We start from the raw sequence: 24,163 nt of genomic DNA, 5'->3' as shown, positions 1-24,163 counted from the left end.
TCCTTCCGGTCGGGTCAGCGGCCCAGGTGGGCGCGCAGCTGTGCGACGACGAACGCGTGGTCCTCGACGTGCGGGAGCCCGGACACCGACACGACCCCGACGGTCCCCGCACCGGTGGTGCGGATCGGGAACGCGCCGCCGCGGGCGGCGTGCCCGTCGGCGGGCAGCCGGGAGTCGGCGTCGAAGTCCTGGCCGCGCTCGGCGAACCAGGCCGCGACGCCGAGCGAGCTGCGCTGGTAGTGCAGGGCGGTGGCGGCCTTGCGCCGCAGCCACAGGTCGTTGTCGGCGGTGGCGCCGTCGAGCACGCAGCCGAACACCCACTGGCCGTTCAGCGCCACGCCGATGCTCAGCCCGTGCCCGGCGCCGACGGCGGTGGCCCGCAGCAGGCAGCCCAGCTCCCAGGCGTCGTCGCGGGTGCAGCCGTCGAAGACCAGCGCGCGCTCGTCGTCCTCGATCCGCTCCAGCGGCGGGGCGTTCACGCGTCCGACGAGGCGGCCCAGATGTTGAGCCCCCCGTCCTGCGCGTACTGCTCGATCTCAGTGAGCTCGTCGTCGGTGAACGGCGGCGCGGCCGGCGCGCCGACCGAGTCGTCGAGCTGCTCCGGCCGGCTCGCCCCGACCAGCACCGAGGTGATCCGCGGGTCGCGCAGCACCCAGGCCAGCGCCATCTGGGCCAGCGTCTGGCCGCGCCTGCGGGCGATCTCGTGCAGCGCCTTGATCCGGGCCAGGTTCTCCTCGCCGAGCATGCCCTCGCGCAGCGTCTTGCCCTGGGTGGCGCGCGAGCCCTCCGGGACGCCGTGCAGGTACTTGCCGGTGAGCAGGCCCTGGGCCAGCGCGGAGAACGCGATGGCGCCGATCCCCTCGTCGCCGAGCACGTCGAGCAGGCTCGGCTCGCCCTGCTCCACCCACCGGTTGAGCAGCGAGTACGACGGCTGGTGCAGCACCAGCGGGGTGCCGAGCCGGTGCAGGATCGCGGCGATCTCCCGGGTGCGCTGCGCCGAGTACGACGAGATCCCGGCGTAGCGGGCCTTCCCGGAGCGCACAGCGGCGTCGAGCGCGGCGGCGGTCTCCTCCAACGGCACGTCGGGGTCGTAGCGGTGGCTGTAGAAGATGTCGACGTGGTCCAGCCGCAGGCTGGTCAGCGAGTGGTCCAGGCTGGTGAGCAGGTGGCCGCGGCCGCCGCCGGAACCGTGCGGGCCCTGGAAGAACGGGTAGCCCGCCTTCGTCGAGACGATCAGCTCGTGGCGCAGCCCGGCGAAGTCCTCGGCCAGGATCCGGCCGACGTTCTTCTCCGCCGACCCGAACGGCGGGCCGTAGCCGTTCGCCAGGTCGAAGTGCGTGATGCCCAGGTCGAACGCCCGGTGCAGGATCTCCCGCTGCCGGGTGATCGGGGTGTCGTCGCCGAAGTTGTGCCACATGCCCAGCGAGATCGTGGGCAGCTGCAGCCCGCTGCGCCCGGCGCGGCGGTGCGGCATCCGGTCGTAGCGGTCGGCGGCGGGGACGTGGGCGGGGGTGACGTGCGTGGTCACGGGTTCTCCTCGCGGATCCGGGGACGGTGGGTCGTGGGGGCCGGACGCTCAGGCGAGCGCGGCGAGCCGGTCGACGGCGGCGAGGTCCTCCAGCGCGGAGCCGACGGCGACCGCGGCGGCGCCCGCGGCCAGGTACCCGGCCGCGTTGCCGGCGTCCATCCCGCCGGTGGCGACGAACCGGGCCTGCGGGAACGGGCCGTGCATCGCGCCGAACCAGCCCGGCCCCAGCAGCGACGCCGGGAACGCCTTGAGCCAGCGCAGGCCGAGCCCGACGGCGCGCTGCACGTCGGTGGCGGTCGCGACACCCGGCAGGTGCGCCAGCCCGGCGGTGGCGCTGGCCACCGCGACGGCCGGATCGGTGCCCGGCGAGACGGTGAAGGCGGCCCCGGCCGCGGCGGCCCGGGTGACGTGCTCCGGGGACAGCACGGTGCCGGCACCGACCGGGCGGCCGCGGCGGCGGCCGGCGTCGACGGTGGCCCGCAGCGCGTCCAGCGACGCGGCCGACTGCACCGGCACCTCGACGGCGCCGAACCCGGCGTCCCAGGCCCGCTCGGCGAGCTCGACGGTCCGGTCCGGCGGCAGTCCGCGCAGGATCGCCATCAGCGGGCGCTCGCCCAGCTCGGCGTCGAAGAAGTGGGTCAGGTCCGCCATCCGAGCTCCTCGGAGATGTGGGTGGTGACCTCGGCCAGCCGCGGGCGCAGCAGATCGAGGTCGTCGAGCGTGGCCCGGGCCTTGAGCGCGGTCACCGAGACCGCCGCCATCACCCGCCCGGCGTGGTCGCGCACCGGCATCGCGATGCAGTTGACGTAGTCCTCGTACTCGCCGTCGTCGACGGCCCAGCCGCGCTCGACGACCCGGGCCAGCTCGGCCCGGTACCGCTCGCGGGTGGTGATGGTGGTGTCGGTGTGCCGGGCGAAGTCGGCGGTGTCGAGCAGCGCGTCGATCTGCTCGGCGGGCAGATGCGCCAGGATCGCCTTGGCGACCCCGGCGGTGTGCAGGCAGACCTTCTGCCCGACCTGGGAGTACAGCCGGACCATGCCGGGCTGCTCGATCTTGTCCACGTAGACGATCGCGCTGTCCTGCAGCGCCGCCAGGTGCACGGTGTGCGAGCACTCGGCGCCGAGCCCGACCAGGTAGGGGCGGGCGAGCGCGCTCAGGTCGAACTGCTCGACGGCGATCGCGGCCAGCCCGGCCAGCCGGTACCCGACGCCGTAGCGGCCGTCGGTGTGCCGCCGGGTGAGCCCGCACTCGGTGAGCGTGTGCAGGATGCGCAGCCCGGTCGACCGGTGCACGCCCAGGTGCTCGGCCACCTCCAGCTGGGTGCGCGGTGCGACACTGACGAACTCCAGGACCTCGGCGGCGCGCTGGATGCTCTGCGACATGATCACCTCGTGGGGACGGGCAGGAAGTCGTGCGTGCTGCTCAGCGCGCGGGCCGCGAGATCGTGACCGGTGCGCAGCCGGCTGGTCGCATTCTCCCCGCGCAGCAGCGCCGACAGGTATCCCGCGGCGAACGCGTCGCCCGCGCCGACCGCCTCGACGACGTCGACCTCGTGTGCGGCCACGAACACCGGCGGCGCGCCGGGGGTGATCTCGGTGGCGCCCACCGGGCCGTCCTTGACGACGACCCGCCCGGCACCGGCCAGCAGCGCGGCGACCTCGGCCGGGCCGCCGGTCCCCCACAGCGTGTGCGCCTCGTCGCGGCCGACGAAGACCACGTCGGCCCGGCGGGCCAGCTCGCGCAGCACCGGGGCGGCGGCCTGCGCCGACCACAGCCCGGGCCGGTGGTTGATGTCGAACGAGACCGTCACGCCGTGCTCGCGGGCCGGGCCGAACACCGCGTCGAGCAGCTCCCGGCAGCCCGCCGAGAGCCCGGCGGTGATCCCGGAGACGTGCACGATCCGGGTCCGGTCCCAGCGCACCGCGTCCAGCACGGACGGATCCATCCGGGACGCCGCCGAGCCGGCGCGGTAGTAGAGGACGCGGGTGCCCTCCGGGCCGGGGTCCTTGAAGTAGACGCCGGTGGGCGCGCCGGGCAGCACCCGGACGGCCGAGACGTCCACCCCGGGGGCGGCGACGGCGGCGACCATCCGCCTGCCCAGCGCGTCGTCGCCGACCTGGCTCAGCCAGGCGCTGCGGTGCCCGCGCTCGGCCAGGTAGAGGGCCACGGTCGATTCGGCCCCGCCGACGCCGAGCGCGACCTCCCCGGCGTGCTCCAGCGGCTCCGGGTGCACCGGGGCGACGAGGATCATGCTCTCGCCGATGCAGAGGACGTCGAGCTCCTCAGGGGGCGCGGACGGCGTCACGGTCTTCCTTCCTGCCGGGGCGGCGGACGATCCGGCGCAGTGCCGGACCGGCCAGTGCGAGCGCGCCGAGCAGCAGCAGCCCGAGCGCGACCGGGCTGGTGTAGATCGCGGCGGCGCCGTCGATGAGCAGTGCGCGGCGCAGGCTGCTCTCGGCCAGCGGGCCGAGGATCAGGCCGAGCACCAGCGGCCCCGGCGGGAAGCCGAACTGGCGCATGAACAGCCCGATCAGGCCGAAGACCATCATCAGGCCGACGTCGAACACGCTGTTCTGCACGGCGAAGGTCCCGACCATGCAGAAGGTGAGGATCACCGCCCACAGGTGGTGCTGCGGCAGCGCGAGCAGCTTGACCACGCCGCGCATCCGGACCAGTGCCAGCGCCAGCGCACCGGCGGTGGCGAGCAGCATGATCGTCCCGATGCTCCACACCAGGTCCGGCGAGTTCACGAACAGCGACGGGCCGGGCTGCAGCCCCCAGATGATCATCGAGCCGAGCATCACGGCCATCACCGAGTCGCCGGGCACACCGATCGCCAGGGTGGTGGTGACCGAGCCGCCCATCGTCGCGGTGCTCGCGGTGTCCGCGGCGGCCACGCCCTCCAGCGAGCCCCGGCCGAAGTCCTGCGGGCGGCGCGACGCGCGCCGGGCCCGGTCCCAGCCGATCACCCCGGCGATGTCGCCGCCGGCGCCCGGGACGATCCCGACGACGGCGCCGACCCCGGCCCCGATCGCGGTCGGCCGGCGCAGCGTGCGGCGGTCCTCCCGGCACGGCCACCACTGCCCGAGCTGGGTGATCGGCGCGGGCCGGTCCCCGGTGCGCGAGCAGAGGACCTGGTGCAGCACCTCGGCGACGCCGAACAGGCCGACGATCGCGGCAATGAACGGGATGCCGCTGCTGAGCTCGTCGACACCGAGGGTGAACCGGGCGTCGCCGGTGATCGGGTCCCGCCCGACGGTGCCGAGCAGCAGCCCGGCGACACCGGCGACGAGGCCCTTGGTGACCTTCCCGGCCGCGACCCCGATCATCATCGTCAGCCCGAACACGACCAGCGCGAACAGCTCCGGCGGGCCGAACCCGAGCGCCAGGTCGGCGAGCGGGCGGGCGGCCAGCAGCAGGATCGCGATGCCGACCACCGAGCCGACCGCGGAGACCACCGCGGAGCTGGTCAGCGCGACCCCGGCCCGGCCCTGCTTCGCCATCGGGTAGCCGTCGAAGGTGGTCGCGATCGACGCGGGGGTGCCCGGCGTGTTGATCAGGATGGCCGGCACCCGGTCGCCGAACTGGGCCGCGACGTAGATCGACAGCAGCACGGCGAGGCCCTGCAGCGGCTCCAGGGTGAGGGTGAACCCGGCGGCCAGCGCGACCGCCATCGTCGCGGTCACCCCGGGGACGGCGCCGACCAGCGTCCCGAGCAGCACGCCGATCAGCAGGCACAGCCCGATCGTCGGGTCGAGCAGCGCGCCGACGCCGTCCAGCAGCGCGGTCACAGCGGGACCCGCAGCAGCAGGCCGAACACGCCGTAGAGGACGGCGGTCGCGAGGGCGGGCACGAGCAGCAGGTCACGCAGGCCGCGGCCGCCGCCGACGGCGACCAGGCCGGCCAGCAGGAACGGCATCACCAGCAGGAAGTGCAGCCGGTACCAGGCGAGCCCGAAACCGGCGACGAGCGCCAGCACCAGGGCGAGCCGGAGCAGCCCGCCCAGGGTCGGCTCGCCCTCGGCCGGGCGCGGGCGGAGCAGGCCGGTCGCCGCGACGGCGACCGCACCGGCGAGCAGCAGCACCCCGAGCACGCTCGGCCACCAGCGGGGGCCGAGCGCGCCGCCGTCGACCGAGGAGGTGATGCCGGCGGCGGCGACCAGCACGACCACCGCGACGCCGGCCACCACGCCGGCGACAGCGAGCTCGCGGAGCCGGGCGCGCGGCCCCGGAGCGGTCCCGGTGCCGGCCTGCGGTTCGCCGGTGGTCACGGCCGTCGTCCCGGTGGTCGCGGCCGTCACTGCCCGGCCTCGGCGAGCTCCCCGAACCGCTGGTGCTCCTCCTGCACGAAGGCGGTGGTGTCGGCGGCGGAGCGGTACTCGACCAGGTTCCCGCCGCTGGTGATCAGCTCCCGGTAGCCCTCGGCGTCGACGGCGGTGCGCACGGCGGCCTCCAGCCGGTCGCGGACCTCGGCGGGCAGGCCGGCCGGTGCGGCCAGGACGGCCCAGCTGCCGGTGACGACGTCGTGCCCGAGCTCGGTCGCGGTGGGCACGTCGGGCAGGGCGGGCGCCCGCTCGGGGGTGAAGACGGCGAGCACGCGGAGCCGGCCGTCGTCGTGCGCGGGCGCGGTCTCGCCGATGCCGGCGACGACGGCGTCGACCTGCCCGCCGACCGCGGCGGCCACCGCGGGGGCGCCGCCGTCGAACGGGACGCCCTGGAACTCGACGCCCGCGGTGCGGGCCAGCTCCTTCGACGCAGCCTCCCAGCTCGATCCGGGACCGGCATTGGAGACGGTGACCCGGCCCGGCTCGGCGCCGGCGGCGGCGAGCAGCTCGTCGAGCGTGGTGTACGGGCTGGACGCCGGCACTGCGACGGTGCCGGGCTGGGTGTTGGCCTGGCCGAGGAAGTCGTAGTCGGCGGGATCGGTGTCGTAGCCCTGATGGCCGAGCATGCTCACCTCGACCGGCAGGACGGCGATCGAGTAACCGTCCGGTGCCAGGCCGGCGAGATGGGCCATGCCCACCGAGCCGGATCCGCCGGGCCGGTTGTCGACCACGACGGACGTGCCGAGATCGGCCTCCATCTCGGTGGCGAGGGTGCGCGCGGTGAGGTCGGTCGCGCCGCCCGCCGAGGTCGGGGTGAACATCGTGATCGTGCCCGTGGGGAAGTCGTCCCCGGCGGCGGCACCGCCGCCCGAGCGGTCGGCACATCCGGTGAGCACCAGCGCAGCGGTCGCGGTCAGCGCCACGAGCAGGCGGGCCCGCAGGTTCGGTACGGACATCCTCGTCCTTCCTCGAGCGGCGTCCTCGCCACCCTGAGTGTGCAACATATGCAACTGGAGTGCGTCTTGTGCACAGAGATTAAAGGGGGTTGACGAAACGGACAAGACCTCGCATCCGTTGAACTTCCGGACCGCCGGGCGTACCGTTCAAGTTGAGAGTTCAACTTTTTGGGAGCGACCATGCCCGTCCAGCGCCTCAACCACGCCGTGCTCTACGTCCGCGACGCCGCCCGCAGCGTCGCCTTCTACCGCGACGTGCTCGGCTTCCGCACGGTCGTCGAGCTCCCCGGCGGGCGCGGCGCCTTCCTGCAGGCGGCCGGCTCGACCAACGACCACGATCTCGCCGTGTTCGCGATCGGCGACCGGGCCGGGGCCTCGCAGGCCGGCCGGTCCACCGTCGGGCTCTACCACCTGGCCTGGGAGGTCGACACCCTCGGCGAACTGGCCGCCGTCGAGCAGCGGCTGCGCGGGGCCGGCGCCCTGGTCGGCGCCTCCGATCACGGCTCCACCAAGGCGCTCTACGCGCACGACCCGGACGGGCTGGAGTTCGAGGTGTGCTGGCTGGTGCCCGCCGCGCTGCTCGGCGACGACACCGACATGCGCACCGTCCGGCTCGACCTGCAGGCCGAGATCGCCCGCTACGGCGCGGACACCCCGGGCGGGATCGGCGTGTCCGTCCCGGCGTAGCGTGCAGATGACCTCAGGTTATGCGGTGGTTTCCACCATCACCGACGGTTGACTTGGAGGTTTCCCCACCACAGTGATCTCGTGGTTATCTCGCCAAGCTCGACGAGCTGGACCGCCGTATCGTCGCCGCCTTGCAGGCCAACGGCCGCGCGTCGTGGACCGCGGTCGCCGAGGCCGTCGGCGCGCCCGAGACGACCGTGGCCCGGCGCGGCCAGCAGCTGCTGGAGTCCCGCACCGTCAAGGTGACCGGCCTGCTCGACGACCTGCGCTGCGGGCTCGGCATCTCGCTGCTGCTGCGGGTGCGCTGCCGGCCGGGCCGGGCGAACGCGGTCGCCGCCGCGCTCGCCGGCCTGCCGGTCACCCGGTTCGCCACCGTGCTGTCCGGCAGCGCGGACGTCGCGGCCGAGATCGTCGTCCGCCGGCACGAGGACGTCGCGACCGTGCTGGTCGACGAGCTGCCCCGGACGGGCCGGAACGCCCGCAGCCCGCCGTCGCGGCCGGGGTGGCGCCGGGCGGGCACTCGCCGAAGTTCGTGCCGACCGGGGTGGAGCCGACCCTGGAGCGGGCCGCCGCCGCGCTGCTGGTGGCCGCGTCGACCTGGCTGTCCCCGCGCTGAGCACGGGGGCCGGTCCGGCCGGCCGCTACCGGCCGGCCGGGCGGTCCGCCGTGGGCTCGGAGAGGTCCACCCGGTACCCGGCGCGGGCGGAGAACTGCGCGGTGACCGAGAACCGGTCACCGCGGACGAGGGTGTGCCGCCACTCGACGGGCCGGCCGCCGGCCAGGCCGAGCCGCTCGATGGACAGCGCGGCGACGCCGTCGTCGATCCCCAGCAGCTCCTGCTCGCCGCGGCCGGGGATCACCGCCCGGATGTTCTCGCTGCCGCCGTCCACCCGGATCCCGCAGCGCCGCCGGTACTCGGGATAGAGACCGGTGTGCGAGAAGTCGACGTCCAGCAGCGGTGCGGCCAGGTCCTCGGGCAGCCACACCCGGTCGACGGCGAGCGGCTCGGCGTCGGCCAGGCGCAGCCGCTCCAGGTGCACCAGCGGGGTGGACTCCTCCAGCCCCATCCGGGCGGCGACGACGCCGTCGGCCCGCACCTCGAACGTCCGGACCACGCTGCGCTGCGTCCGGCCGGCCGCCTCGACGGCGACGTAGAGCGAGTACGGCTCGTCGAGCGGCTGCTCGATCGCGGCCGGACCGGCCGGGCGGGCGACCCGGCCGCGGCTGGCGACGACGGCGCCGTCCTCCCGCATCCGGCGCAGCGCCTCGCGGACGGTGTAGCGGCTCACCGCGTACTCGGCGGCGAGCGCGAACTCGCCGGGCAGCGCCGCCGCGAACTCACCGTCCTCCAGCCGCCTGCGGAGATCGGCCAGCAGCTGCTGCCACAGCGGCGTCCCGTCGCCGCGGACCAGCGATCGCCCAGCCATGTCCGCACTCCCGTTCCGGGTCGATGATCGGTCAACCGTAGGCGACCGGCCCGGACGGGGCCCTACGGTGGGTGGCATGTCGTTCAGCGGGCAGCTGCGGGAGTCGAGCACGACGGTGTGGGACGCGGCGGTCGGGCACCGCTTCGTCGACGAGCTGTGGACCGGGAAGGTGGACCGCGCCGTCCTGCGGCACTACCTGGAGCAGGACCTCCAGTTCGTCGACGCGTTCGTCGCGCTGCTCGGCGCGGCGGTGGCGAACGCCGACCGGCCGGTCCCCCGGGTCCGGCTGGCCCGCCAGCTCGGGCTGGTCGCCGGCCCGGAGAACGACTACTTCGAACGCTCGCTGGGCGAGCTCGACGGCAGCAGCACGCCGGTGCGGGCCGCGCCCACCGTCGGGTTCCTGGAGCTGATGGACTCCGCGCGCACCGACGGGTACCCGGAGGCGCTCGCCGTGCTGGTGGTCGCCGAGTGGCTGTACCTGGACTGGGCGTCGCGGCCCGGCACCGCGCTCCCGGACGACGCGATCTGCCGGGAGTGGATCGAGCTGCACCGCGGCGTCGAGTTCGAGGAGTGGGTGGCGTTCCTGCGCGCCGAGCTGGACCGGGTCGCCGACGGTCTCGACGCGGCGCGGCGGGACCGGGTGGCCGCGCTGTTCGTCCGCGCGGTCGACCTGGAGCTGGCCTTCTTCGACGCCGCCTACGAGGTCTGACCCGCATGACCGGCCGGGCCGTCGTCGTCGGTGCCGGGATCGCCGGGCTGAGCTGTGCCGTCCGGCTGCGCGAGCGAGGCTGGTCGGTCCGGGTGCTGTCCGACGTCGCGGTGCACGAGTCCACCTCGCACCTGGCGGCCGCGAGCACGACTGCACCCTCGACGAGGGCGCCTGGGACGCCACCCCCGATCCGGCGGTCGGCGCGGCCATCGTCGAACGCTGCGCGGACATCGCCCCCGCGCTGCGCGGGACCCGGGTGCTGGAGCACGTGGCCGGGCTGCGCCCGGCCCGCCCGGAGGTCCGGCTGGAGGCCGAGCCGGCGACCGCCGACCGGCCGCGGGTCATCCACGACTACGGCCACGGCGGGTCCGGCATCACGCTGTCCTGGGGCTGCGCGGACGACGTCGCGGCGTTGGCCGGGCCGGCTGTCCACAGCTGATCCACATGTGGAGAACCCGCGCACTACGGTGCCCGGCATGAGTGAGTACCGGACCGCCGTGTGCACCGTCGTGACCACCACCGACAGCGAGGCGGCCGCACGCGACCTGGCGGCGGGCGCGGTGGCGGCCCGGCTCGGTGCCTGCGCGCAGGTCGCCGGCCCGGTCACCAGCGTGTTCCGCTGGGAAGGTGCCGTGCAGACCGAGGCGGAGTGGCGGGTGGAGGTCAAGACCGCCGCCGACCGGGTCGACGCCCTCACCGACCACCTGCGGGAACGGCACTCCTACGACGTCCCCGAGATCATCGCCGCGCCGGTCACCGGCGGCAGCGCCGACTACCTGTCGTGGGTGGTCGCGCAGACCCGCTGACCAGGGGGCCAGGTCGGGTCGCGCACCGGGCCGGGCGGGGGTACGTTCCGGAAACCGCCCACCCGGGCGACCCGCACGGAGGACGACGTGGCCGATGGCGTTCCCGGAACCGGCGTCGGCCGGATCAGCTTCCGCTCCAGCGAGCCCGCCGACGTGGAGCAGTTCGCCGCCGAGCACTATGCGGCCACCTCGGTGCGCCCCGCCGAGAGCGGGCGCGCGTTCGAGATGGGCCACGACACCCTGGTCGTCCCCGGCCTGGAGCTGAGCCAGCTGTGGGTCACCCTGGGGATCGACGCCCAGGTGGACCCGGTGGAGAACCGGTACGTGGTGGACACCGTCTGCGACGGCCGGATGGAGTGGGACACCGAGGCGTACGGCTCGATCCGGCTCGGCGCCGGGGACGTCGCGGTGATGCCGGTGCAGGGCCGGTTCCGGGACGTCGTCGAGGACATCGATCTCGACGTCGCCGCGCTGGACGCGCGCCGGGTCGCCGAGTTCGCCGAGCAGGTGCACGGGATCCCGGCCGAGCGGTTCGCGCTGACCGGGCTGCGGCCGGTGTCCGAGCCGGCGGCCCGGTGGTGGGAGGCCACCCTCGTGCACGTCCGCGACCGGGTGCTGGGCAACCCGATGCTGCTCGACAACCCGGTCGTCCTGGACGCCGCGTTCCACCGGCTCGCCGTCACCTTCCTGGCGACCTTCCCGAACACCGTGCTCGACGGCGCGGCCGAGCGGGCCAGGCGGCCGGTGCCCCGGCTGGACCGGGGCGTCGTCTCCCGGGTGGCCGACTACCTGTGCGCGCACGCGGACGTACCGATCGGCCCGGCGGACCTCTCCGCACTGACCGGGATGCCGGCCCGCACCGCGCTGGCGAGCCTGCACCGGGCCGGCGTCGATCCGGCGCTGCTGCTCTGGCACACCAGGCTGCACGGCGCCCACCGGGACCTGCTCGACGGCGACCGGCCCGATCCCGCCCGGATCGCCGCCCGCTGGGGCTTCACCCACCTCGGACGGTTCCGGATCGCCTTCGCCCGCGAGTTCGGCGAGACCCCGGAGCAGACCGCCCGCTCGTGACCCGGTTTGATGGATTAAGATTTCCATCAAACAAGGAGGTCGACGGCGAATGCCTGCACGACTGCGCAGCACCGAACCGCTCTACCGGATCAAGGCCGACCTGTTCAAGTGCCTGGCCCACCCGGCCCGGATCCAGGTGCTCGAGGAGCTCGCCGCGACCGGACCGGACGGCGTCGGGGTCACCCGGCTGCTGGAGATCACCGGCTGCGAGGCGTCCCAGCTCTCCCAGCACCTCGCCGTGCTGCGCCGGGCCGGCGTGGTCACCTCGGCCCGGACCGGCAACGCGGTCGACTACCGGCTGACCGAACCGCTGGTCGCCGAGCTGCTGGTCGTCGCGCGGGCGTTCCTGCTGTCCAGCCTGACCCGCGACGAGGCCCGGCTGGAGGCCGCCCGGGCGCTGCCCCCGCTGCCGGGCGCGACCCCGGAGACCCTGCTCGACGCGACCGCCGAGCACGGCCGGTGAGCGGCCTGCGCGGACTGCTGCCCGCCCGTGCCGACTACGACCTGCGCCCGCGCACGCTGCGCGCCGACCTGGCCGCCGGGCTGACCGTCGGCGTCGTCGCGCTGCCGCTCGCGCTGGCGTTCGGCGCGAGCGCCGGGATCGGGCCGGCGGCCGGTCTGGTCACCGCGGTCGTCGCCGGGATCGTCGCGGCCGTGTTCGGTGGCTCGAACGTGCAGGTCTCCGGGCCCACCGGCGCGATGGCGGTGGTGCTCGCCCCGATCGTCGCGGTGCACGGCCCGGGGGCGGTGACCGTGGTCGCAGTGCTCGCCGGGGTGCTCGTGCTCGTCGCCGGTCTGGCCCGGCTGGGCCGGGTGGTGACCGTCCTGCCGTGGCCGGTCGTGGAGGGCTTCACCCTCGGCATCGCCTGCATCATCGCGCTGCAGCAGGTGCCCGCCCTGCTCGCGGTCCGGATCGAACCCGGCGGCAACACGCTGGTCACCGCGGTCGACGCGGCCGGACGGGCGTTGACCGCCGCCGACCTCACCCCCACCCTGTGGACGCTCGGCACGGTCGCGCTGGTCGCCGCCGCGATGGTGCTGCTGCCGCGGTTGCACGCGGCGATCCCGGCGTCCCTGATCGCGGTCGCCGTCGTGACCCTGATCGCCGAGCTCACCGGCGCCCCGGTCGCCCGGATCGGGGCCCTGCCGGACTCGCTGCCGCTGCCGTCGATCCCGGCGATCGATCCCGGCGTGCTGCGCGAGCTCGCCGGGGCGGCCCTCGCGGTGGCCGCGCTGGCCGCGATCGAGTCGCTGCTCTCGGCCCGGGTCGCCACCTCGATGACGCGCACCGCGCACCATCCGGACCGCGAGCTGGTCGGGCAGGGGCTCGCCTCGGTCGCGAGCGGGCTGTTCGGCGGGATGCCGGCCACCGGGGCGATCGCGCGCACTGCGGTGAACGTGCGGTCCGGCGCGCGGACCAGGCTGGCCGCCGTCGTGCACGCCGTGGTGATCCTCGCCGTGCTCTACCTGGCGACCGGCCCGGCGTCGGCGATCCCGCTCGCCGCGCTCGCCGGGGTGCTGCTGGTGACCAGCGTCCGGATGATCCCGGCGGCGACGGTCCGGGCGGTACTCGGGGCCGGTCGGGGCGCAGCGCTGACGTTCACCGTGACGGCGGTGGTCACGGTCGCGCTCGACCTGGTGCAGGCGATCCAGGTCGGCATCCTGGTGGCCGCGTTCCTGGCGTTGCGGCACGTCGCGCGGTCCACCGACGTGCACCGGGAGCCGCTGCCCGGCCCGGCGGCGCCGGGCGACGAGCACATCGCGCTGTTCCGGCTGGAGGGCTCACTGTTCTTCGGGGCGGCCGAGCGGGTGTTCGGCACGGTCACCGAGCGGTCAGTCGACGACGGCGTGCTGGTGGTGATCCTGCGGCTGTCCCGGATCGGGATGCTGGACGCCACCGGTGCCCGGGCGCTCGGCGAGCTGATCGGCGACCTGGAGGCGTCCGGACTGACCGTGCTGGTCAAGGGCGTGCAGGGGGAACACCGGACGATGCTGCGGCGGGTCGGTGCGATCGACGCGCTGCGCCACCCGTCACACCTGATCGACGATCTCGGCGACGCCGTCGCGCACGCCCGGTCGCACGTGCGGCGATCGGCGGTCGCCGAGGTGACCGAGCCGGGCCGGACGGGCGGCTGAGGAGGATCGTCAATCGGGCCGACGAGGACGGCCGGGGCCGCGGGCGACGATCACCGGTGGCCGCCGGTCGGCGGCCGTACCGCACCAGGGAGGGCTCCCGATGCTCGGCGACCTGCTCGGCCCGTTCGCGAACTTCCTCAAGCGCTGGGACTACCGGCCCACGACCAGCTGGTTCAGCGACTTCGTCACCGTCAACTGGAACTCCCGGGACGCCGACCTGGAACGACGGGTGCTCGGCGACGTCGGCAGCTACGGCCTGCAGCTGTCCCGGGTGCTCGACGCCGTCGAACTGCTGCTGGACGGCACCGACCTCGCGACCCTGACGCCCGAGGCGCAGCGCACGGTCGTCCGGCTGCGGGACCTGGCCGACCAGGCCCGCGCCTCGGTCGACCGGCACCGCGGACCCGATTCTAGTTGCCTTATAGGAAAGTAGTCTGGTAACACTGTCCTGTGCCCACCCGACCCACACCTGAGGACGCCGCGGCGAACGTGGCCGAGGTCGACGCGGCCCGGCGTGCCGTCGACACCGCGCACCGGCGGAACGTGCCGATCATGCTGGCCGCCACGTCCGTCCTGACCTTCCTCGACTTCGCCGCCAAGGACGAGATCACCGGCCCGCGCCGGCGGATGGTCGCCTCGGCCGTGATCCAGGCGGCGCTGCTGGGCCTCTCGCTGCTGGACGTACGCGGGAGCCAGGTCGTCCCGTACGCGCCGGGCGACGGCCCGCAGCCCGCCCTCGCGGGGAAGATCGCCGGCGTCGGCCTGGGCTGGTACGCCGCCGAACGGGTCGCCGTGCACCTGATCCGAAGGAGCCGGCTGACCCGGCCCAACACGGTCGCCGGGCTGGTGCTCGCGGTGTCCCGGCCGGCCGGCTACCTGGCCGTCACCAGGATGCTGCCGCGGGCGGGCCGGGATGCCTGAACCGGGCCCGGACACCCGGCTCGTCCCGCTGCTGCTGGACCCGACCCGGCTGCGGATCGCGGCCACCCTGGTCGCCGCCGGCGAGGTCGAGTTCGGCTTCGTGCGGGACCGGGTCGGCCTGTCCGACTCGGCGCTGTCCAAGCAGCTCAAGGCGCTCGCCACGGCCGGGCTGGTCGAGTCGTGGCGGGAGCCGACCGGGTCCGCGCGCAAGTCCTGGGTCCGGCTGACCGGGGACGGCCGGGAGCAGGTGAGCGCGCACATCCTGGCGCTGCGCGAGATCGCCGCCGGCGGGGAGCGGTCGTGACCGGCACCGTGATCCGCCGGGCCGTCGAGGCCGACGTCGCGGCCGTCGCGGCACTGCTCGCCGACGACGGCATCGGCGCCGGCCGCGAGTCGGCCGACGATCTCGCGCCCTACCTGGCCGCGTTCGCGACGGTCGACGCCGACCCGTCGGAGCTGCTGGTCGTCGCCGAACGGGACGGCGCGGTCGTCGGGACGCTCCAGCTGTCGCTGCTGCCCGGGCTGTCCCGCCGGGGTGCGCTACGGGCGCAGATCGAGGGGGTCCGGGTCGCCGGGACGGCCCAGGGTGCCGGGCTCGGCGAGACGCTGCTGCGCTGGGCGGTGGACGAGGCCCGGCGCAGCGGGTGCGCGCTGGTGCAGCTGACCTCGGACGCCCGCCGGACCGAGGCGCACCGGTTCTACCAGCGGCTGGGGTTCGAGGCGAGCCACCTGGGGTACAAGCTGTCGCTCTGACCCGGGACCACGATTGCGGTCGAACATCAGTTCTACCACGGTGGACGCATGCCCATCGGCCGGTTCGGCACCGCGCGCCGCCTCCTCACCGAGGCGGTCGCCGCGCTGGAGTCCGCCGCCGATCCGGCCGCCGATGCCGGCGACCTGCTGTCGGTGCTGACCCTCTGCGGGGAGGCGACCCGACGCCCCGACCGGGCCGCCGTCGCCACCATCGCGCCCCTGGACCGGCGGGGCGCCTTCGCCGAGCGCCGCTACCGGTCCCCCGAGCCCGACGACGCAGCCCTGTTCGATGCGCTCGCCACCGCCGTCGACGCGCTGGCCGCCCCGCGCGACGCGCTCGACGAGCGCCGCCCGGAGGAGCGCCGGGCCGAGGCACTCGCGGAGATCTGCGGGCACGCGCTCGATCGCGGCGCCGTGCCCGACACCGGCGGCCGCCGCTCGTCAGCGTGCTGATCGGGCTCGACGACCTGCAGCGCCGGGCCCGCGCCGCGGTGCTCGACTTCGGCGGGACCACCACCCCGGAGAGCCTGCGGATCCTGGCCTGCGACGCGGGCATCGTCCCGATCGTGATGAACGGCCGGGGGCAGCCGCTCGACGTGGGCCGCACCCGGCGCAGCGTCCCCGACGGGCTGCGCCGCGCCGTCACCGCCCGCGACCGCGGCTGCGCGCATCCCGGCTGCGACCGGCCACCGTCCTGCTGCGAGGTTCACCACCTCGTGCCGTGGGAGACCGGCGGCGCCACCGCGCTGGACAACTGCGTGATGCTCTGCAAGGTCCACCACCGCCTGGTGCACCACTCGGAATGGACCATCCGCATCCGGCACGGGCTGCCCGAGTTCATCCCGCCCCGGTGGATCGACCCGCGGCAGCGGCCACGCGGCAGCCCCCGGCCGGCCGGCGCCGCCTGAACCGCCGCGGACGGGGCACGGCTCTTGACCGTGCCGCTACGGCACGGTGTCGACTCGTGTGTGCCGGGCCGCCCGGCAGGTGGAGGGAGACTGCCGGGCGGCTGCGGGTCCGGGGTTGCCGGGACGGCAGCGCAGTCCGGAACCACAGCGGAAGCCGGCCGGACATCCCCGACGTCGGGGCCGACCTCGTGGTCCACCACGATCTCGCCGCATGGAACCTGGTCGCGGACCCGGCCGCCGGATAGGGCTGATCGACTGGGGCACCGCCGCACCCGGTACCCGGCTGTGGGATCTCGCCTACGCCGTCCACGGTCTCGTCCCGCTGTCCGCCGCGCCCGAGTGGACCAGGCCCGACGCCGACCGTCGGTGACGAGTACTGGTGGACGCGTACGGCCTCGACGAGAGCGACCGCCATGCGCTCGTGCAGCTGCTCCCCCGGCGGACACGGGCGATGGCCGACCTGCTCGCGGACGGTGCCGCGACCGGCCGAGAACCGTGGGCATCGCTGTGGGCCACCGGGCACGGTGACGTCTGGGCCCGGAACACCACGTACATCGAGCGACACTCGCTCCGCTGGCTCGCCGCCCTCACGGGCTGACAACCGGCCCGGCTGCCGCCGCGCGGGTCCGCCCCGCGGTATCGAACGGGGCACGCTCCGAGCCGACCGGCCCGGGATGTCCGGCCGGAGCACCGCGTCTCGATACCGTCCGGGTCCACAGACGACGGACGGGTGGGACATGGACGGCACGCACGGCCGGGCACACGCCACGGCCGCCATCGGGGACGGCTGAGCGGCGTGTGGGTCTTCTACATCGTCGCCGCCTGCTTCGGCCTGGCGTTCGTGATCGGGGTCGTCCGGGACCGGCGCCGGTTCCGCAACGCCGTGCTGCTCGGCCTCACCGCGGTCTGCGTGGGGTTCGGGCTGATCGGGGAGGCGTACCGGCTGGGCCCAGTCGCGTTCGACCTCTTCCAGTTCATCCTGCTCGGCACCCCGGCGCTGGTCGTGCTGGTCCTCGCGATCTTCCTGATCCTCAACGGCCTGGTGATGGTCCGGCGCGAGGGGCGCCGACTCGGGAACCTGCTCTCGCTGCTGGCCGGGCTGGCCTGCCTCCCCGTCCCGTTCCTGCCGCTGATCGGGGCGTATCTGGAGGAGAACACGCTGGGGGTGGCCGCCGCCCTCGCCGCGCTGCTCGTCGTCACCTACCTCGGGTTCCTGTTCTGCTGCTACCTCGGCTACAGCTGGCTGTACGGCCGGATCCGGCCCCGGCCCGGCTTCGACTTCGTCGTGGTGCTCGGCTCGCGGCTGATCGGCGGCCGGGTACCGCCGCTGCTCGCGAGCCGGCTGGACCGGGCCGCCGCGCTGTGGCGGGCCGAGACCGAGCGGGGCGGCGCACCGCTGATCGTCACCTCCGGCGGCCAGGGGCCGGACGAACCGGTGCCCGAGGCGCACGCGATGGCCGACCACCTGCTCACTGCCGGTGTCCCGGCGGACTCGGTGGTGCGCGAGGACCGCTCGAGGACGACGCTGGAGAACCTCGGCAACAGCCACGCGATCATGACGGAGCGGCGGCCCGGCTACCGGTGCGTCGTCGTCACCAACAACTTCCACGCCTTCCGCGCCGCGCTGATGACCCGCAAGGCGGGCATCGACGGCCAGGTGGTCGGCTCGCGGACGGCCGCCTACTACTGGCCCAGCGCCACCATCCGCGAGTTCGTCGCGATCCTGGTCGAGCACCGGATCGTGAACCTGGTCGTCCTGGTCGCCCTCGTCTGGCTCGGCGCGATGGTCGCGTTCCGCTGAGCCGTTGCGCCCCGGCTCGCCGGCTCACCGGCGCAGGGCGACCACCGCGACGACCAGCCCGCACAGCGTCAGCATGTAGGCGGCGAACGCCCAGGCCACCGGATCCCAGGTGGTCACCGTGAGCAGGGTGAGGATCGCGCCCAGACCGACCAGGACGTAGAACAGCAGGTTCTCGGAGCCGGGATCCCGCCACGCCTTGCGGACCGTCGGCGCGGCGGCCGCGGCGTCGGCCCCGACGGCGACGAACACGGCGAGCGGCGCCGCGTCGAACACCAGCCAGACCGCCAGCGCGACGACGGCGACGGTCCCGCAGGCGACGTCGAACGCCCCGATCCGGACCCGGTCGTGCCGGGTGAGCAGTCCCGCGGCGACGACGAGCAGCGGCCCGGCCCCGGCCGCCAGGGTGAGCACCGCGGGCAATCCGGCACCGGCGTCGACCTGGGCGGCGAACGCGATCAGCGGGGCCGCCGCCCACAGCGTCCAGGTGACGAGGTTCGGCCGGGCCGAACCGGTGAGCGTGGCGATCACGTACCGGACGCAGCCGACCATCCCGAGGGCCGCGCTCACGAACACCCAGTTCGGATCGAGCACCCGCGTCCCCCCACCGGCCGGCCGGGCCGTCCACGAGCCCGGACGCTACTCCGGCGGCACCGGAAACCCGCAGACACCGGCGGCCCCGATCCGTACCGTCGCCGGCGTGCCCAGCGCTGCGACGACCGTCGCATTCCTGCTCGGGAGCCTCGTCTTCATCGTCATGCCGGGCCCGAGCGTGCTGTTCATCGTCGGCCGGGCGGTCGCGCTCGGGCGTCGTGCCGCCCTGGTGACGGTGGCCGGGAACCTCTCCGGCGTCCTCGTGATCGTCGTGCTGGTCGCCCTCGGGATCGGCGCGGTCGTCGAGCGCTCCGCCGTCGTGCTGACCGTGCTGAAGTTCGCCGGAGCGGCATACCTGGTCCTGCTCGGCGTGCGGGCCTGGCGGCACCGAGGCGACCGGCCCGGGCCGACCGGGGTCGTCGCGGGGCGGCGGGCGTTCCGGGAGGGGCTGGGCGTGGGGGTCACGAACCCGAAGGCGATCGTGTTCTTCGCGGCCGTCCTGCCCCAGTTCGTCGATCCCACCCAGGGCACGACGACCGGGCAGATGCTCGTCATCGGCCTGCTGTTCTGCGCACTGGCGACCACCGTGGACGTCGGGTGGGCGCTCGGCGCGGGGGCCGCCCGCGACTGGTTCGCCCGGTCCCCGGGCCGGCTCCGCGCCACCGGCGGTGCGGGCGGCCTGATGCTCGTCGGGCTGGGGATCGGCGTCGCGGGGACCGGCCGGAGCGGCTGACGGTCCGGCCGGAACCGGGTCGACAACGGGTACGACGCCGGTAGCGTCCGGTCCGATGCCGAAGACCGTCACCCTGATCCGTTCCGCCACCCTGTCCGACGTCGCCGAGTACGCCTACGCCGCGACCGCCCCGAGCGACGCGCGGCTGATCTTCCTCGCCGGAGCGTGCCCGCTGAACCCGGACGGCAACACCGCCGCGGCCGGTGACTACGCCGGTCAGGCCCGGGTCGCCTTCGACACGATGCGCACCGCGCTCGCCGACGCCGGCGCCGCCGTCGACGACGTGATCAGCACCCGGGTGCTGGTCGCCTCGTCCCGGCAGGCGGATCTCGTCGCGGCCTGGGAGGCGGTCCGGGACCGGTTCGGCGAGCACGACCCGCCGAGCACCCTGTTCGGTGTCACCGTGCTCGGCTACGACGACCAGCTGGTCGAGATCGAGGCCGTGGCCGCGGTGCGCGACCCGGCCTGATCGCGCGGGCACTGCCCGGACCGCCTACCTCCGGACCCAGTTCCCCCAGCTCATGGACGGACTACGCTTGCTCGGCCCGGTCGTGGGCGCCCCCGTACCCGCCCGGACCACGTCCTGGCCGACAAGGGCTACAGCTCACGCGCCAACCGCGGACTGCTGCGCCGACGCGGCATCGCCCACACGATCCCCGAACCGGCCGACCAGCAAGCCGACCGGCGGCGCCGCGGCAGCAAGGGCGGGCGCCCGGCCGGGTTCGACCGGGCCCGCTACAAGCACCGCAACGTCGTCGAACGAGGCTTCTGCCAGCTCAAACACTGGCGAGGACTGGCCACCCGCTACGACCGCCTCGGCCGCAACTACCTCGGCGCGGTCCAACTCGCCGCCACCCTGACCTGGATCCCATGATCCGGCAGACACTCACTAGCCGTCGCGCTCCGGCAAGGCTAGGATCTCTGCTGTGAAGAAATCCGCACCGGGAACGGGGGATGGCGTAGGGCCGAAGCCTCCGCAGTATCCGATCGAGTCCGTGGACAACGCCTTGAAGATCCTGCTGCTCTTCGGGGAACGGTCGGAGGTGCGGTTGACCGACATCAGCGACTACCTCGGCGTTGCGTCGTCCACTGCGCACCGGATGCTCGCAATGCTGCTCTATCGCGGTTTCGTGCGACAAGACTCGCGCAGCAAGGTGTACCTTCCCGGGACGGCGCTGACTGGGGTGGCCTATTCGATCCTGCAACGTTTCGACTTTCGCAAGGAGCTCCATCCGTTCCTCGAGCGACTGAACCTCGAGTTGCAGGAGACGGTGCATCTTGGCCTGCTCGACGGGACGATGGTCCGGTTCATCGACGCGATCGAGAGTCCGAAGGGCGTCCGCGTCGCCTCGAGACTTGGTGTGTCGATGCCCGCGCCCTCGACGTCGACCGGCAAGGCGATGTTGGCGCAAATGTCGCAGGCGGAGGTCCACGCGCTCTTCCCCGACGAGGAGCTGGAAGCGCTCACCGAGAAGAGCCTGCGCGGCCGCTCCGAGCTGGACCGACAGTTGGCCCTCGTCCGGAAGCACGGCTACGCGGTCAGCTCAGAGGAAAGTGAGCAGGGCGTCTCCTCCGTCGCCGTGGCCTTCGCGCCGAGCCGCGCCCCAGCTCGGCTCGCGTTCAACGTCTCCGTCCCGACCTCCCGGATGTCCAGGCAGGACCAGGCCCGGATCGCGAAAGCCCTCCAGGTCGCTGTCCACGACGCGGGTTCAGTGCTCCACGGCTGAGCGTTCTCGTCCGCGACGCCCCTGTTCAGCGATCTTGGACAGGGGCGTCGTGCTCTGCAGCGCCCGATGTCCACGCGGCTTGACACCCCGCAGTTAGTCATCGATTCTGTTGCTAGGTCAGCTACTCTGACAGGCAGAGAATAGTGGGAGTCGTCGATGACCGACCTCGACCCCGTACTGGGGGATGTACGACAGGGGATGATGTCCGCGCACATCTACAACGACGAGGAGATCTTCCGTTTGGAGAAGGAGCGGCTGTTCAGCCAGGCATGGCTCTTCGTGGGGCGCGAGTCGGAGATCCCGCAATCGGGCGACTACGTGGTCCACCGCGTGCTGGACGACTCGTTCATCCCCTCCCGCGGCGAGGACGGTCAGGTCCGGGCCCTGTTCAACATGCGCCTGCACCGCGGTATGCAGGTGTGCCGCGACGAGATGGGCAACGCGAGCCACTTCCGCTGCCCCTATCACGGCTGATCCTATCGCAACGACGGCCGGATCGTGGGGCCTGCCGTTCCACAAGGACGCGTACGGCGGCGAGACGGGCTTCAAGCGTAAGGGGCAGACCCCTGCTACCAGCGCCCTCGCTGGACACCTACAACGGGCTGATCTTCCTGAGCATGGACCCGGACGTCCCGCCGCTGCGGGACTGCCTGGGGGACTTCACGTTCTTCCTCGACCACTACACGCGCCAGTCGAGCACTGGGATCGAGCTGCGCGGCCCGCAGCGCTGGCGGGTTAAGAGTGCAACGCTATGGCGCACCCGCATCGGCGTCCATGGAATAGTTAGAGTATAAGCTAATTAACTGGAGTATCAATGGAGCTGCGCCAGCTGCGCTATTTCGTCGAGGTTGTCAACGTGGGGTCCTTCCTCGGCGCCGCCGAGCGCCTGGAGGTGGCCCAGCCCTCGCTGTGGCGCCAGGTCAAGGCGCTGGAGGCTGAGCTGGGCGTGGCGCTGTTCGAGCGCTGCGGCCGCGGCGTGGTGATCACCAGCGCAGGGTCCCAACTGCTTCCGCGAGCCGAGCAGCTGCTCGTCCAGGCCGAGGGGATCCGAACCCTGAGCACCGAGTTGGCGCGTGGTCGCGCCGGCGTGGTGACGATCGCCTGCGCGCATCCGCACGTGTCGCACTTCCTCGCACCGGTGATCGGCCGCCTGCACCGCGCCTACCCGCTCATCCACGTCGCGCTGCACGAGTTGCCCGGACTGCCGCCGGTGGAGCAGGTGCTCACCGGCGACGTCGACTTCGTCACCGCGCTCCCCCGCAGCGACGAGAGGCTGGCGGGGCACCGACTGGGGGAAGTCCGCGTCGTCGTAATCACCCACGACGACCACCCGTGGCGGGACCGCCGTGAGGTTCCCGTGTCGGACCTGGCGGGCGTGCCGGTGCTCACCGGTGGACCCGAAAGCCTGACCCGCCGCCTCCTCGAACCGGCGCTGCGCGAGGGCGGCCTCGTCCTCGACGTCGCGCTCGAGTCGGGCAACACCACCACACTGGTGGCGATGGCCCGCGCGGGGCTAGGGGTCGCCGTCCTCGCCGACGACAACCTGTCCGGGATCGCCGAGGCGGCTGGCTGGCCGATACTGGTCGACGAGCACTCTCCGATGACCGCCCCCATCTGGATCTACTGGGCTCGCCACCGACATCTGGCTCCGCCGGCACGAGCCTTCGCCCGCGAGGTCACCGACGGCTTCGACAGGCCCGATGTCGGACCTCCCATTAACCCCGGCTTTTCACGTTGTTGAGGGGCGATCGGGGCCCCGGATGCAGAAAGTGCCCCGTGACCAGGTAGGACAGCGCTTGCTGAGGGCTATGTCCGGCGGGTCGAGGGGGCACTTTCCAGGTGGAGGCCACAACCACGCGTCCGAAGATCATCGTCTCGGCTGACGGGGACGGGCTGGTGTCGCATGTCGGGTCGCGGCTGCTGGCTGATGTCGCGGACCGGACCACGCTGACCGGCGAGGTATCCCAGACGCTGGCCGGGCTGCGTCGACCGCGGACCCGCCACGACCCGGGTCGGGTCTTGATCGACATGGCGGTCGCGCTCGCTGACGGGGCCACCACGATCGGTGAGATCGCGGTGCTGGCTGATCAGGACGCGGCATTCGGACCGGTGGCCTCGGACTCGACGGTGTGGCGGCTGCTGGACCGGCTCGACGAGCGGGCGCTGAGCGCGATCGCGGCGGCACGGGCACGGGCCCGAGAGGTCGTCTGGGCCCGGCACGCCGAAACCCATGGCCGTATCGTGGCGCCGTCGCGGGCGGGCGGTCGTGCTCTCGGCAAGACGCTCGTGATCGATCTCGATGCGACGATCGTGATCGCGCACAGCGAGAAGGAACAGGCGGCGCCGACGTTCAAGGGCACCTTCGGCTATCACCCGATGCTGGCGTTCTGCGACAACACCGGCGAGTTCCTGGCCGCCCGGCTACGGCGCGGCAACGCCGGCGCGAACACCGCCGCCGACCACATCACCGTCCTCGACCAGGCGCTGGCCCAGGTCCCCGACGACCACCGCCACGGCCGCGACATCCTGGTGCGCGCGGACACCGCCGGATGCACCCGGACGTTCCTCGCCCACATCCGCAGCCTGCACCAACAGGCCGTGGCCTGCGAGTTCTCGGTGGGATGGGCGATCACCGACCGCGAACGCGGCGCCATCGCCGCGGTCCCGAACAAGGTGTGGGCTGCTGCGGTCGACACCGACGGCGAGCCCCGTGACGGCGCGGCGGTCGCCGAGATCACCGGTCTGCTGCCCGCCGCGTCGCCGGCCGGCTACCCCGAGAGCACGCGGGTGATCGTGCGCCGCGAACGCCCGCACCCCGGCGCCCAGCTCGATCTGATGGAGACCCGTGACGGGTGGCGCTACACCTGCTTGGCCACCGACACCCGCGCTGGGCAGCTCGCGTTCCTCGACGCCCGCCACCGCGCCCACGCCCGGGTCGAGGACCGCATCCGCACCGGCAAGGACACCGGGCTCGGGCACTTCCCGTCCCGGACCTTCGCGATCAACGCCGCCTGGCTGACCGTCGTGATGCTCGCGGTCGACCTGATCTCCGCCACCCAGCACCTGCTCCTCGACGGTGAACTCG

The 24,163-nt window shown here is 73.8% G+C and carries 32 protein-coding genes and 2 pseudogenes; 24 read left to right on the top strand and 10 right to left on the bottom strand.

The annotated features are described in order from the left end of the window. Window positions 1-14: 14 nt before the first annotated feature. The 8 genes from ABZ881_RS21755 to ABZ881_RS21720 are packed head-to-tail and all read right to left on the bottom strand — an operon-like array spanning window position 15 to window position 6,808. Window positions 15-479: a heme-binding protein gene (locus ABZ881_RS21755; RefSeq protein WP_358487150.1), complete on the bottom strand. Its 465-nt coding sequence runs from the start codon at window positions 477-479 to the stop codon at window positions 15-17. Further along, a complete protein-coding gene (gene mgrA / locus ABZ881_RS21750) occupies window positions 476-1,528 on the bottom strand; it encodes an L-glyceraldehyde 3-phosphate reductase (protein ID WP_358487148.1) in 1,053 nt (350 codons plus the stop codon). The genes ABZ881_RS21755 and mgrA overlap by 4 nt, the downstream gene beginning before the upstream one ends. 48 nt (window positions 1,529-1,576) lie before the next feature. Then, a complete protein-coding gene (locus tag ABZ881_RS21745; RefSeq protein WP_358487145.1) occupies window positions 1,577-2,179 on the bottom strand; it encodes a bifunctional 4-hydroxy-2-oxoglutarate aldolase/2-dehydro-3-deoxy-phosphogluconate aldolase in 603 nt (200 codons plus the stop codon). Then, window positions 2,167-2,910: an IclR family transcriptional regulator gene (locus ABZ881_RS21740; protein ID WP_358487143.1), complete on the bottom strand. Its 744-nt coding sequence runs from the start codon at window positions 2,908-2,910 to the stop codon at window positions 2,167-2,169. Before ABZ881_RS21740 ends, ABZ881_RS21745 begins: the two co-directional genes overlap by 13 nt. Window positions 2,911-2,912: 2 nt before the next feature. Next, window positions 2,913-3,833, bottom strand: coding sequence for a sugar kinase (locus tag ABZ881_RS21735; RefSeq protein WP_358487141.1), 921 nt, complete (start codon window positions 3,831-3,833; stop codon window positions 2,913-2,915). Then, window positions 3,811-5,319 carry a tripartite tricarboxylate transporter permease gene (locus tag ABZ881_RS21730; protein ID WP_358487139.1) on the bottom strand — a complete coding sequence of 503 codons (1,509 nt, stop codon included), beginning with the start codon at window positions 5,317-5,319 and terminating at the stop codon, window positions 3,811-3,813. Before ABZ881_RS21730 ends, ABZ881_RS21735 begins: the two co-directional genes overlap by 23 nt. Next, complete coding sequence (locus tag ABZ881_RS21725) at window positions 5,316-5,798, bottom strand: tripartite tricarboxylate transporter TctB family protein (RefSeq protein ID WP_358487138.1); 483 nt, start codon at window positions 5,796-5,798, stop codon at window positions 5,316-5,318. The genes ABZ881_RS21730 and ABZ881_RS21725 overlap by 4 nt, the downstream gene beginning before the upstream one ends. A 26-nt stretch (window positions 5,799-5,824) precedes the next feature. Further along, on the bottom strand, window positions 5,825-6,808 hold the full coding sequence (locus ABZ881_RS21720; protein WP_358487137.1) for a tripartite tricarboxylate transporter substrate binding protein: 984 nt from the start codon (window positions 6,806-6,808) through the stop codon (window positions 5,825-5,827). A 180-nt stretch (window positions 6,809-6,988) separates the two neighbouring features. Here ABZ881_RS21720 and ABZ881_RS21715 point away from each other — a divergent pair, with 180 nt between their 5' ends. Beyond that, window positions 6,989-7,495 carry a VOC family protein gene (locus ABZ881_RS21715; RefSeq protein ID WP_358487135.1) on the top strand — a complete coding sequence of 169 codons (507 nt, stop codon included), beginning with the start codon at window positions 6,989-6,991 and terminating at the stop codon, window positions 7,493-7,495. A gap of 641 nt (window positions 7,496-8,136) precedes the next feature. Here the strand turns inward: ABZ881_RS21715 and ABZ881_RS21710 are convergent. Next, window positions 8,137-8,922, bottom strand: coding sequence for a GntR family transcriptional regulator (locus ABZ881_RS21710; RefSeq protein ID WP_344026955.1), 786 nt, complete (start codon window positions 8,920-8,922; stop codon window positions 8,137-8,139). 76 nt (window positions 8,923-8,998) lie between these two features. On the opposite strand from ABZ881_RS21710, the gene ABZ881_RS21705 reads away from it, so the two are divergent. The 16 genes and pseudogenes from ABZ881_RS21705 to ABZ881_RS21630 all read left to right on the top strand — a co-directional run bounded on the left by ABZ881_RS21705 (window position 8,999) and on the right by ABZ881_RS21630 (window position 18,027). Further along, window positions 8,999-9,631, top strand: a complete 633-nt coding sequence (locus tag ABZ881_RS21705; RefSeq protein ID WP_358487133.1) for a TenA family protein — start codon at window positions 8,999-9,001, stop codon at window positions 9,629-9,631. Window positions 9,632-9,636: 5 nt separating this feature from the next. Then, window positions 9,637-9,738 (top strand): annotated as a pseudogene (locus ABZ881_RS21700) (FAD-dependent oxidoreductase); the annotation flags it as partial. Then, complete coding sequence (locus ABZ881_RS21695) at window positions 9,711-10,070, top strand: FAD-dependent oxidoreductase (protein ID WP_358487288.1); 360 nt, start codon at window positions 9,711-9,713, stop codon at window positions 10,068-10,070. The pseudogene ABZ881_RS21700 and the gene ABZ881_RS21695, both read left to right, overlap by 28 nt. Before the next feature lie 37 nt (window positions 10,071-10,107). Then, window positions 10,108-10,437 (top strand): divalent-cation tolerance protein CutA, encoded by a 330-nt coding sequence (gene cutA, locus ABZ881_RS21690; protein WP_358487287.1) that lies wholly within the window; start codon window positions 10,108-10,110, stop codon window positions 10,435-10,437. 87 nt (window positions 10,438-10,524) lie between these two features. Then, complete coding sequence (locus ABZ881_RS21685) at window positions 10,525-11,508, top strand: AraC family transcriptional regulator (RefSeq protein WP_358487130.1); 984 nt, start codon at window positions 10,525-10,527, stop codon at window positions 11,506-11,508. 49 nt (window positions 11,509-11,557) lie between these two features. Continuing rightward, window positions 11,558-11,971 (top strand): metalloregulator ArsR/SmtB family transcription factor, encoded by a 414-nt coding sequence (locus ABZ881_RS21680; RefSeq protein ID WP_358487128.1) that lies wholly within the window; start codon window positions 11,558-11,560, stop codon window positions 11,969-11,971. Further along, window positions 11,968-13,644, top strand: coding sequence for a SulP family inorganic anion transporter (locus ABZ881_RS21675; RefSeq protein ID WP_358487126.1), 1,677 nt, complete (start codon window positions 11,968-11,970; stop codon window positions 13,642-13,644). Before ABZ881_RS21680 ends, ABZ881_RS21675 begins: the two co-directional genes overlap by 4 nt. 100 nt (window positions 13,645-13,744) lie before the next feature. Further along, window positions 13,745-14,077 (top strand): hypothetical protein, encoded by a 333-nt coding sequence (locus tag ABZ881_RS21670; protein WP_358487125.1) that lies wholly within the window; start codon window positions 13,745-13,747, stop codon window positions 14,075-14,077. A gap of 17 nt (window positions 14,078-14,094) precedes the next feature. Next, a complete protein-coding gene (locus ABZ881_RS21665; protein ID WP_358487123.1) occupies window positions 14,095-14,565 on the top strand; it encodes a hypothetical protein in 471 nt (156 codons plus the stop codon). Next, the gene (locus ABZ881_RS21660; protein ID WP_344026937.1) at window positions 14,558-14,869 is read left to right on the top strand and encodes a transcriptional regulator; all 312 of its coding nucleotides are present in this window, start codon (window positions 14,558-14,560) and stop codon (window positions 14,867-14,869) included. Before ABZ881_RS21665 ends, ABZ881_RS21660 begins: the two co-directional genes overlap by 8 nt. Beyond that, window positions 14,866-15,318, top strand: a complete 453-nt coding sequence (locus ABZ881_RS21655) for a GNAT family N-acetyltransferase (RefSeq protein WP_358487121.1) — start codon at window positions 14,866-14,868, stop codon at window positions 15,316-15,318. Before ABZ881_RS21660 ends, ABZ881_RS21655 begins: the two co-directional genes overlap by 4 nt. Window positions 15,319-15,366: 48 nt before the next feature. Further along, window positions 15,367-15,771: a hypothetical protein gene (locus tag ABZ881_RS21650; protein ID WP_358487120.1), complete on the top strand. Its 405-nt coding sequence runs from the start codon at window positions 15,367-15,369 to the stop codon at window positions 15,769-15,771. Then, on the top strand, window positions 15,765-16,226 hold the full coding sequence (locus ABZ881_RS21645) for a DUF222 domain-containing protein (protein WP_358487117.1): 462 nt from the start codon (window positions 15,765-15,767) through the stop codon (window positions 16,224-16,226). Before ABZ881_RS21650 ends, ABZ881_RS21645 begins: the two co-directional genes overlap by 7 nt. A 211-nt stretch (window positions 16,227-16,437) precedes the next feature. Beyond that, window positions 16,438-16,596, top strand: coding sequence for a hypothetical protein (locus tag ABZ881_RS21640; RefSeq protein WP_358487115.1), 159 nt, complete (start codon window positions 16,438-16,440; stop codon window positions 16,594-16,596). A gap of 9 nt (window positions 16,597-16,605) precedes the next feature. Continuing rightward, window positions 16,606-16,824, top strand: coding sequence for a hypothetical protein (locus tag ABZ881_RS21635; protein ID WP_358487113.1), 219 nt, complete (start codon window positions 16,606-16,608; stop codon window positions 16,822-16,824). A 198-nt stretch (window positions 16,825-17,022) separates the two neighbouring features. Next, window positions 17,023-18,027, top strand: a complete 1,005-nt coding sequence (locus tag ABZ881_RS21630; RefSeq protein ID WP_358487110.1) for a YdcF family protein — start codon at window positions 17,023-17,025, stop codon at window positions 18,025-18,027. A 24-nt stretch (window positions 18,028-18,051) separates the two neighbouring features. Here ABZ881_RS21630 and ABZ881_RS21625 read toward each other — a convergent pair whose 3' ends face one another. Beyond that, window positions 18,052-18,618 (bottom strand): hypothetical protein, encoded by a 567-nt coding sequence (locus ABZ881_RS21625; protein ID WP_358487108.1) that lies wholly within the window; start codon window positions 18,616-18,618, stop codon window positions 18,052-18,054. Window positions 18,619-18,724: 106 nt separating this feature from the next. Here ABZ881_RS21625 and ABZ881_RS21620 point away from each other — a divergent pair, with 106 nt between their 5' ends. From ABZ881_RS21620 to ABZ881_RS21590, 7 genes and pseudogenes are all read left to right on the top strand, one after another. Then, window positions 18,725-19,351 carry a LysE family translocator gene (locus ABZ881_RS21620; protein ID WP_358487106.1) on the top strand — a complete coding sequence of 209 codons (627 nt, stop codon included), beginning with the start codon at window positions 18,725-18,727 and terminating at the stop codon, window positions 19,349-19,351. 55 nt (window positions 19,352-19,406) lie between these two features. After that, on the top strand, window positions 19,407-19,820 hold the full coding sequence (locus ABZ881_RS21615) for a Rid family hydrolase (protein WP_358487105.1): 414 nt from the start codon (window positions 19,407-19,409) through the stop codon (window positions 19,818-19,820). A 66-nt stretch (window positions 19,821-19,886) separates the two neighbouring features. Then, a pseudogene (locus ABZ881_RS21610) lies at window positions 19,887-20,225 on the top strand (transposase); the annotation flags it as partial. Between the two features lie 121 nt (window positions 20,226-20,346). Continuing rightward, window positions 20,347-21,078, top strand: coding sequence for an IclR family transcriptional regulator (locus ABZ881_RS21605; protein WP_358487103.1), 732 nt, complete (start codon window positions 20,347-20,349; stop codon window positions 21,076-21,078). A gap of 156 nt (window positions 21,079-21,234) precedes the next feature. Further along, entirely contained in the window at window positions 21,235-21,552 is a 318-nt protein-coding gene (locus tag ABZ881_RS21600) for a Rieske 2Fe-2S domain-containing protein (RefSeq protein ID WP_358487100.1), read from the top strand. Window positions 21,553-21,892: 340 nt separating this feature from the next. Beyond that, window positions 21,893-22,819 (top strand): LysR family transcriptional regulator, encoded by a 927-nt coding sequence (locus ABZ881_RS21595; RefSeq protein WP_358487099.1) that lies wholly within the window; start codon window positions 21,893-21,895, stop codon window positions 22,817-22,819. Between the two features lie 155 nt (window positions 22,820-22,974). Continuing rightward, a partial coding sequence (locus ABZ881_RS21590; RefSeq protein ID WP_358487097.1) for an IS1380 family transposase occupies window positions 22,975-24,163 on the top strand: 1,189 nt, incomplete at its 3' end.

Origin of the sequence: Pseudonocardia sp. NPDC046786, from assembly GCF_040645415.1 — a bacterium.
Taxonomy (GTDB): Bacteria; Actinomycetota; Actinomycetes; order Mycobacteriales; family Pseudonocardiaceae; genus Pseudonocardia; species Pseudonocardia kongjuensis.
This window is presented reverse-complemented; position numbering and strand designations above follow the sequence as displayed.

Bases quoted from the DNA above. Each gene is read 5' to 3' on its own strand.
- ABZ881_RS21710 (WP_344026955.1), bottom strand. From the start codon at position 8,922: ATGGCTGGGCGATCGCTGGTCCGCGGCGACGGGACGCCGCTGTGGCAG.
- ABZ881_RS21740 (WP_358487143.1), bottom strand. From the start codon at position 2,910: ATGTCGCAGAGCATCCAGCGCGCCGCCGAGGTCCTGGAGTTCGTCAGT.
- ABZ881_RS21615 (WP_358487105.1), top strand. From the start codon at position 19,407: ATGCCGAAGACCGTCACCCTGATCCGTTCCGCCACCCTGTCCGACGTC.
- cutA (WP_358487287.1), top strand. From the start codon at position 10,108: ATGAGTGAGTACCGGACCGCCGTGTGCACCGTCGTGACCACCACCGAC.
- ABZ881_RS21720 (WP_358487137.1), bottom strand. From the start codon at position 6,808: ATGTCCGTACCGAACCTGCGGGCCCGCCTGCTCGTGGCGCTGACCGCG.
- ABZ881_RS21660 (WP_344026937.1), top strand. From the start codon at position 14,558: ATGCCTGAACCGGGCCCGGACACCCGGCTCGTCCCGCTGCTGCTGGAC.
- ABZ881_RS21745 (WP_358487145.1), bottom strand. From the start codon at position 2,179: ATGGCGGACCTGACCCACTTCTTCGACGCCGAGCTGGGCGAGCGCCCG.
- ABZ881_RS21640 (WP_358487115.1), top strand. From the start codon at position 16,438: ATGGAACCTGGTCGCGGACCCGGCCGCCGGATAGGGCTGATCGACTGG.
- ABZ881_RS21670 (WP_358487125.1), top strand. From the start codon at position 13,745: ATGCTCGGCGACCTGCTCGGCCCGTTCGCGAACTTCCTCAAGCGCTGG.
- ABZ881_RS21595 (WP_358487099.1), top strand. From the start codon at position 21,893: ATGGAGCTGCGCCAGCTGCGCTATTTCGTCGAGGTTGTCAACGTGGGG.
- ABZ881_RS21650 (WP_358487120.1), top strand. From the start codon at position 15,367: ATGCCCATCGGCCGGTTCGGCACCGCGCGCCGCCTCCTCACCGAGGCG.
- ABZ881_RS21715 (WP_358487135.1), top strand. From the start codon at position 6,989: ATGCCCGTCCAGCGCCTCAACCACGCCGTGCTCTACGTCCGCGACGCC.
- ABZ881_RS21705 (WP_358487133.1), top strand. From the start codon at position 8,999: ATGTCGTTCAGCGGGCAGCTGCGGGAGTCGAGCACGACGGTGTGGGAC.
- ABZ881_RS21600 (WP_358487100.1), top strand. From the start codon at position 21,235: ATGACCGACCTCGACCCCGTACTGGGGGATGTACGACAGGGGATGATG.
- ABZ881_RS21680 (WP_358487128.1), top strand. From the start codon at position 11,558: ATGCCTGCACGACTGCGCAGCACCGAACCGCTCTACCGGATCAAGGCC.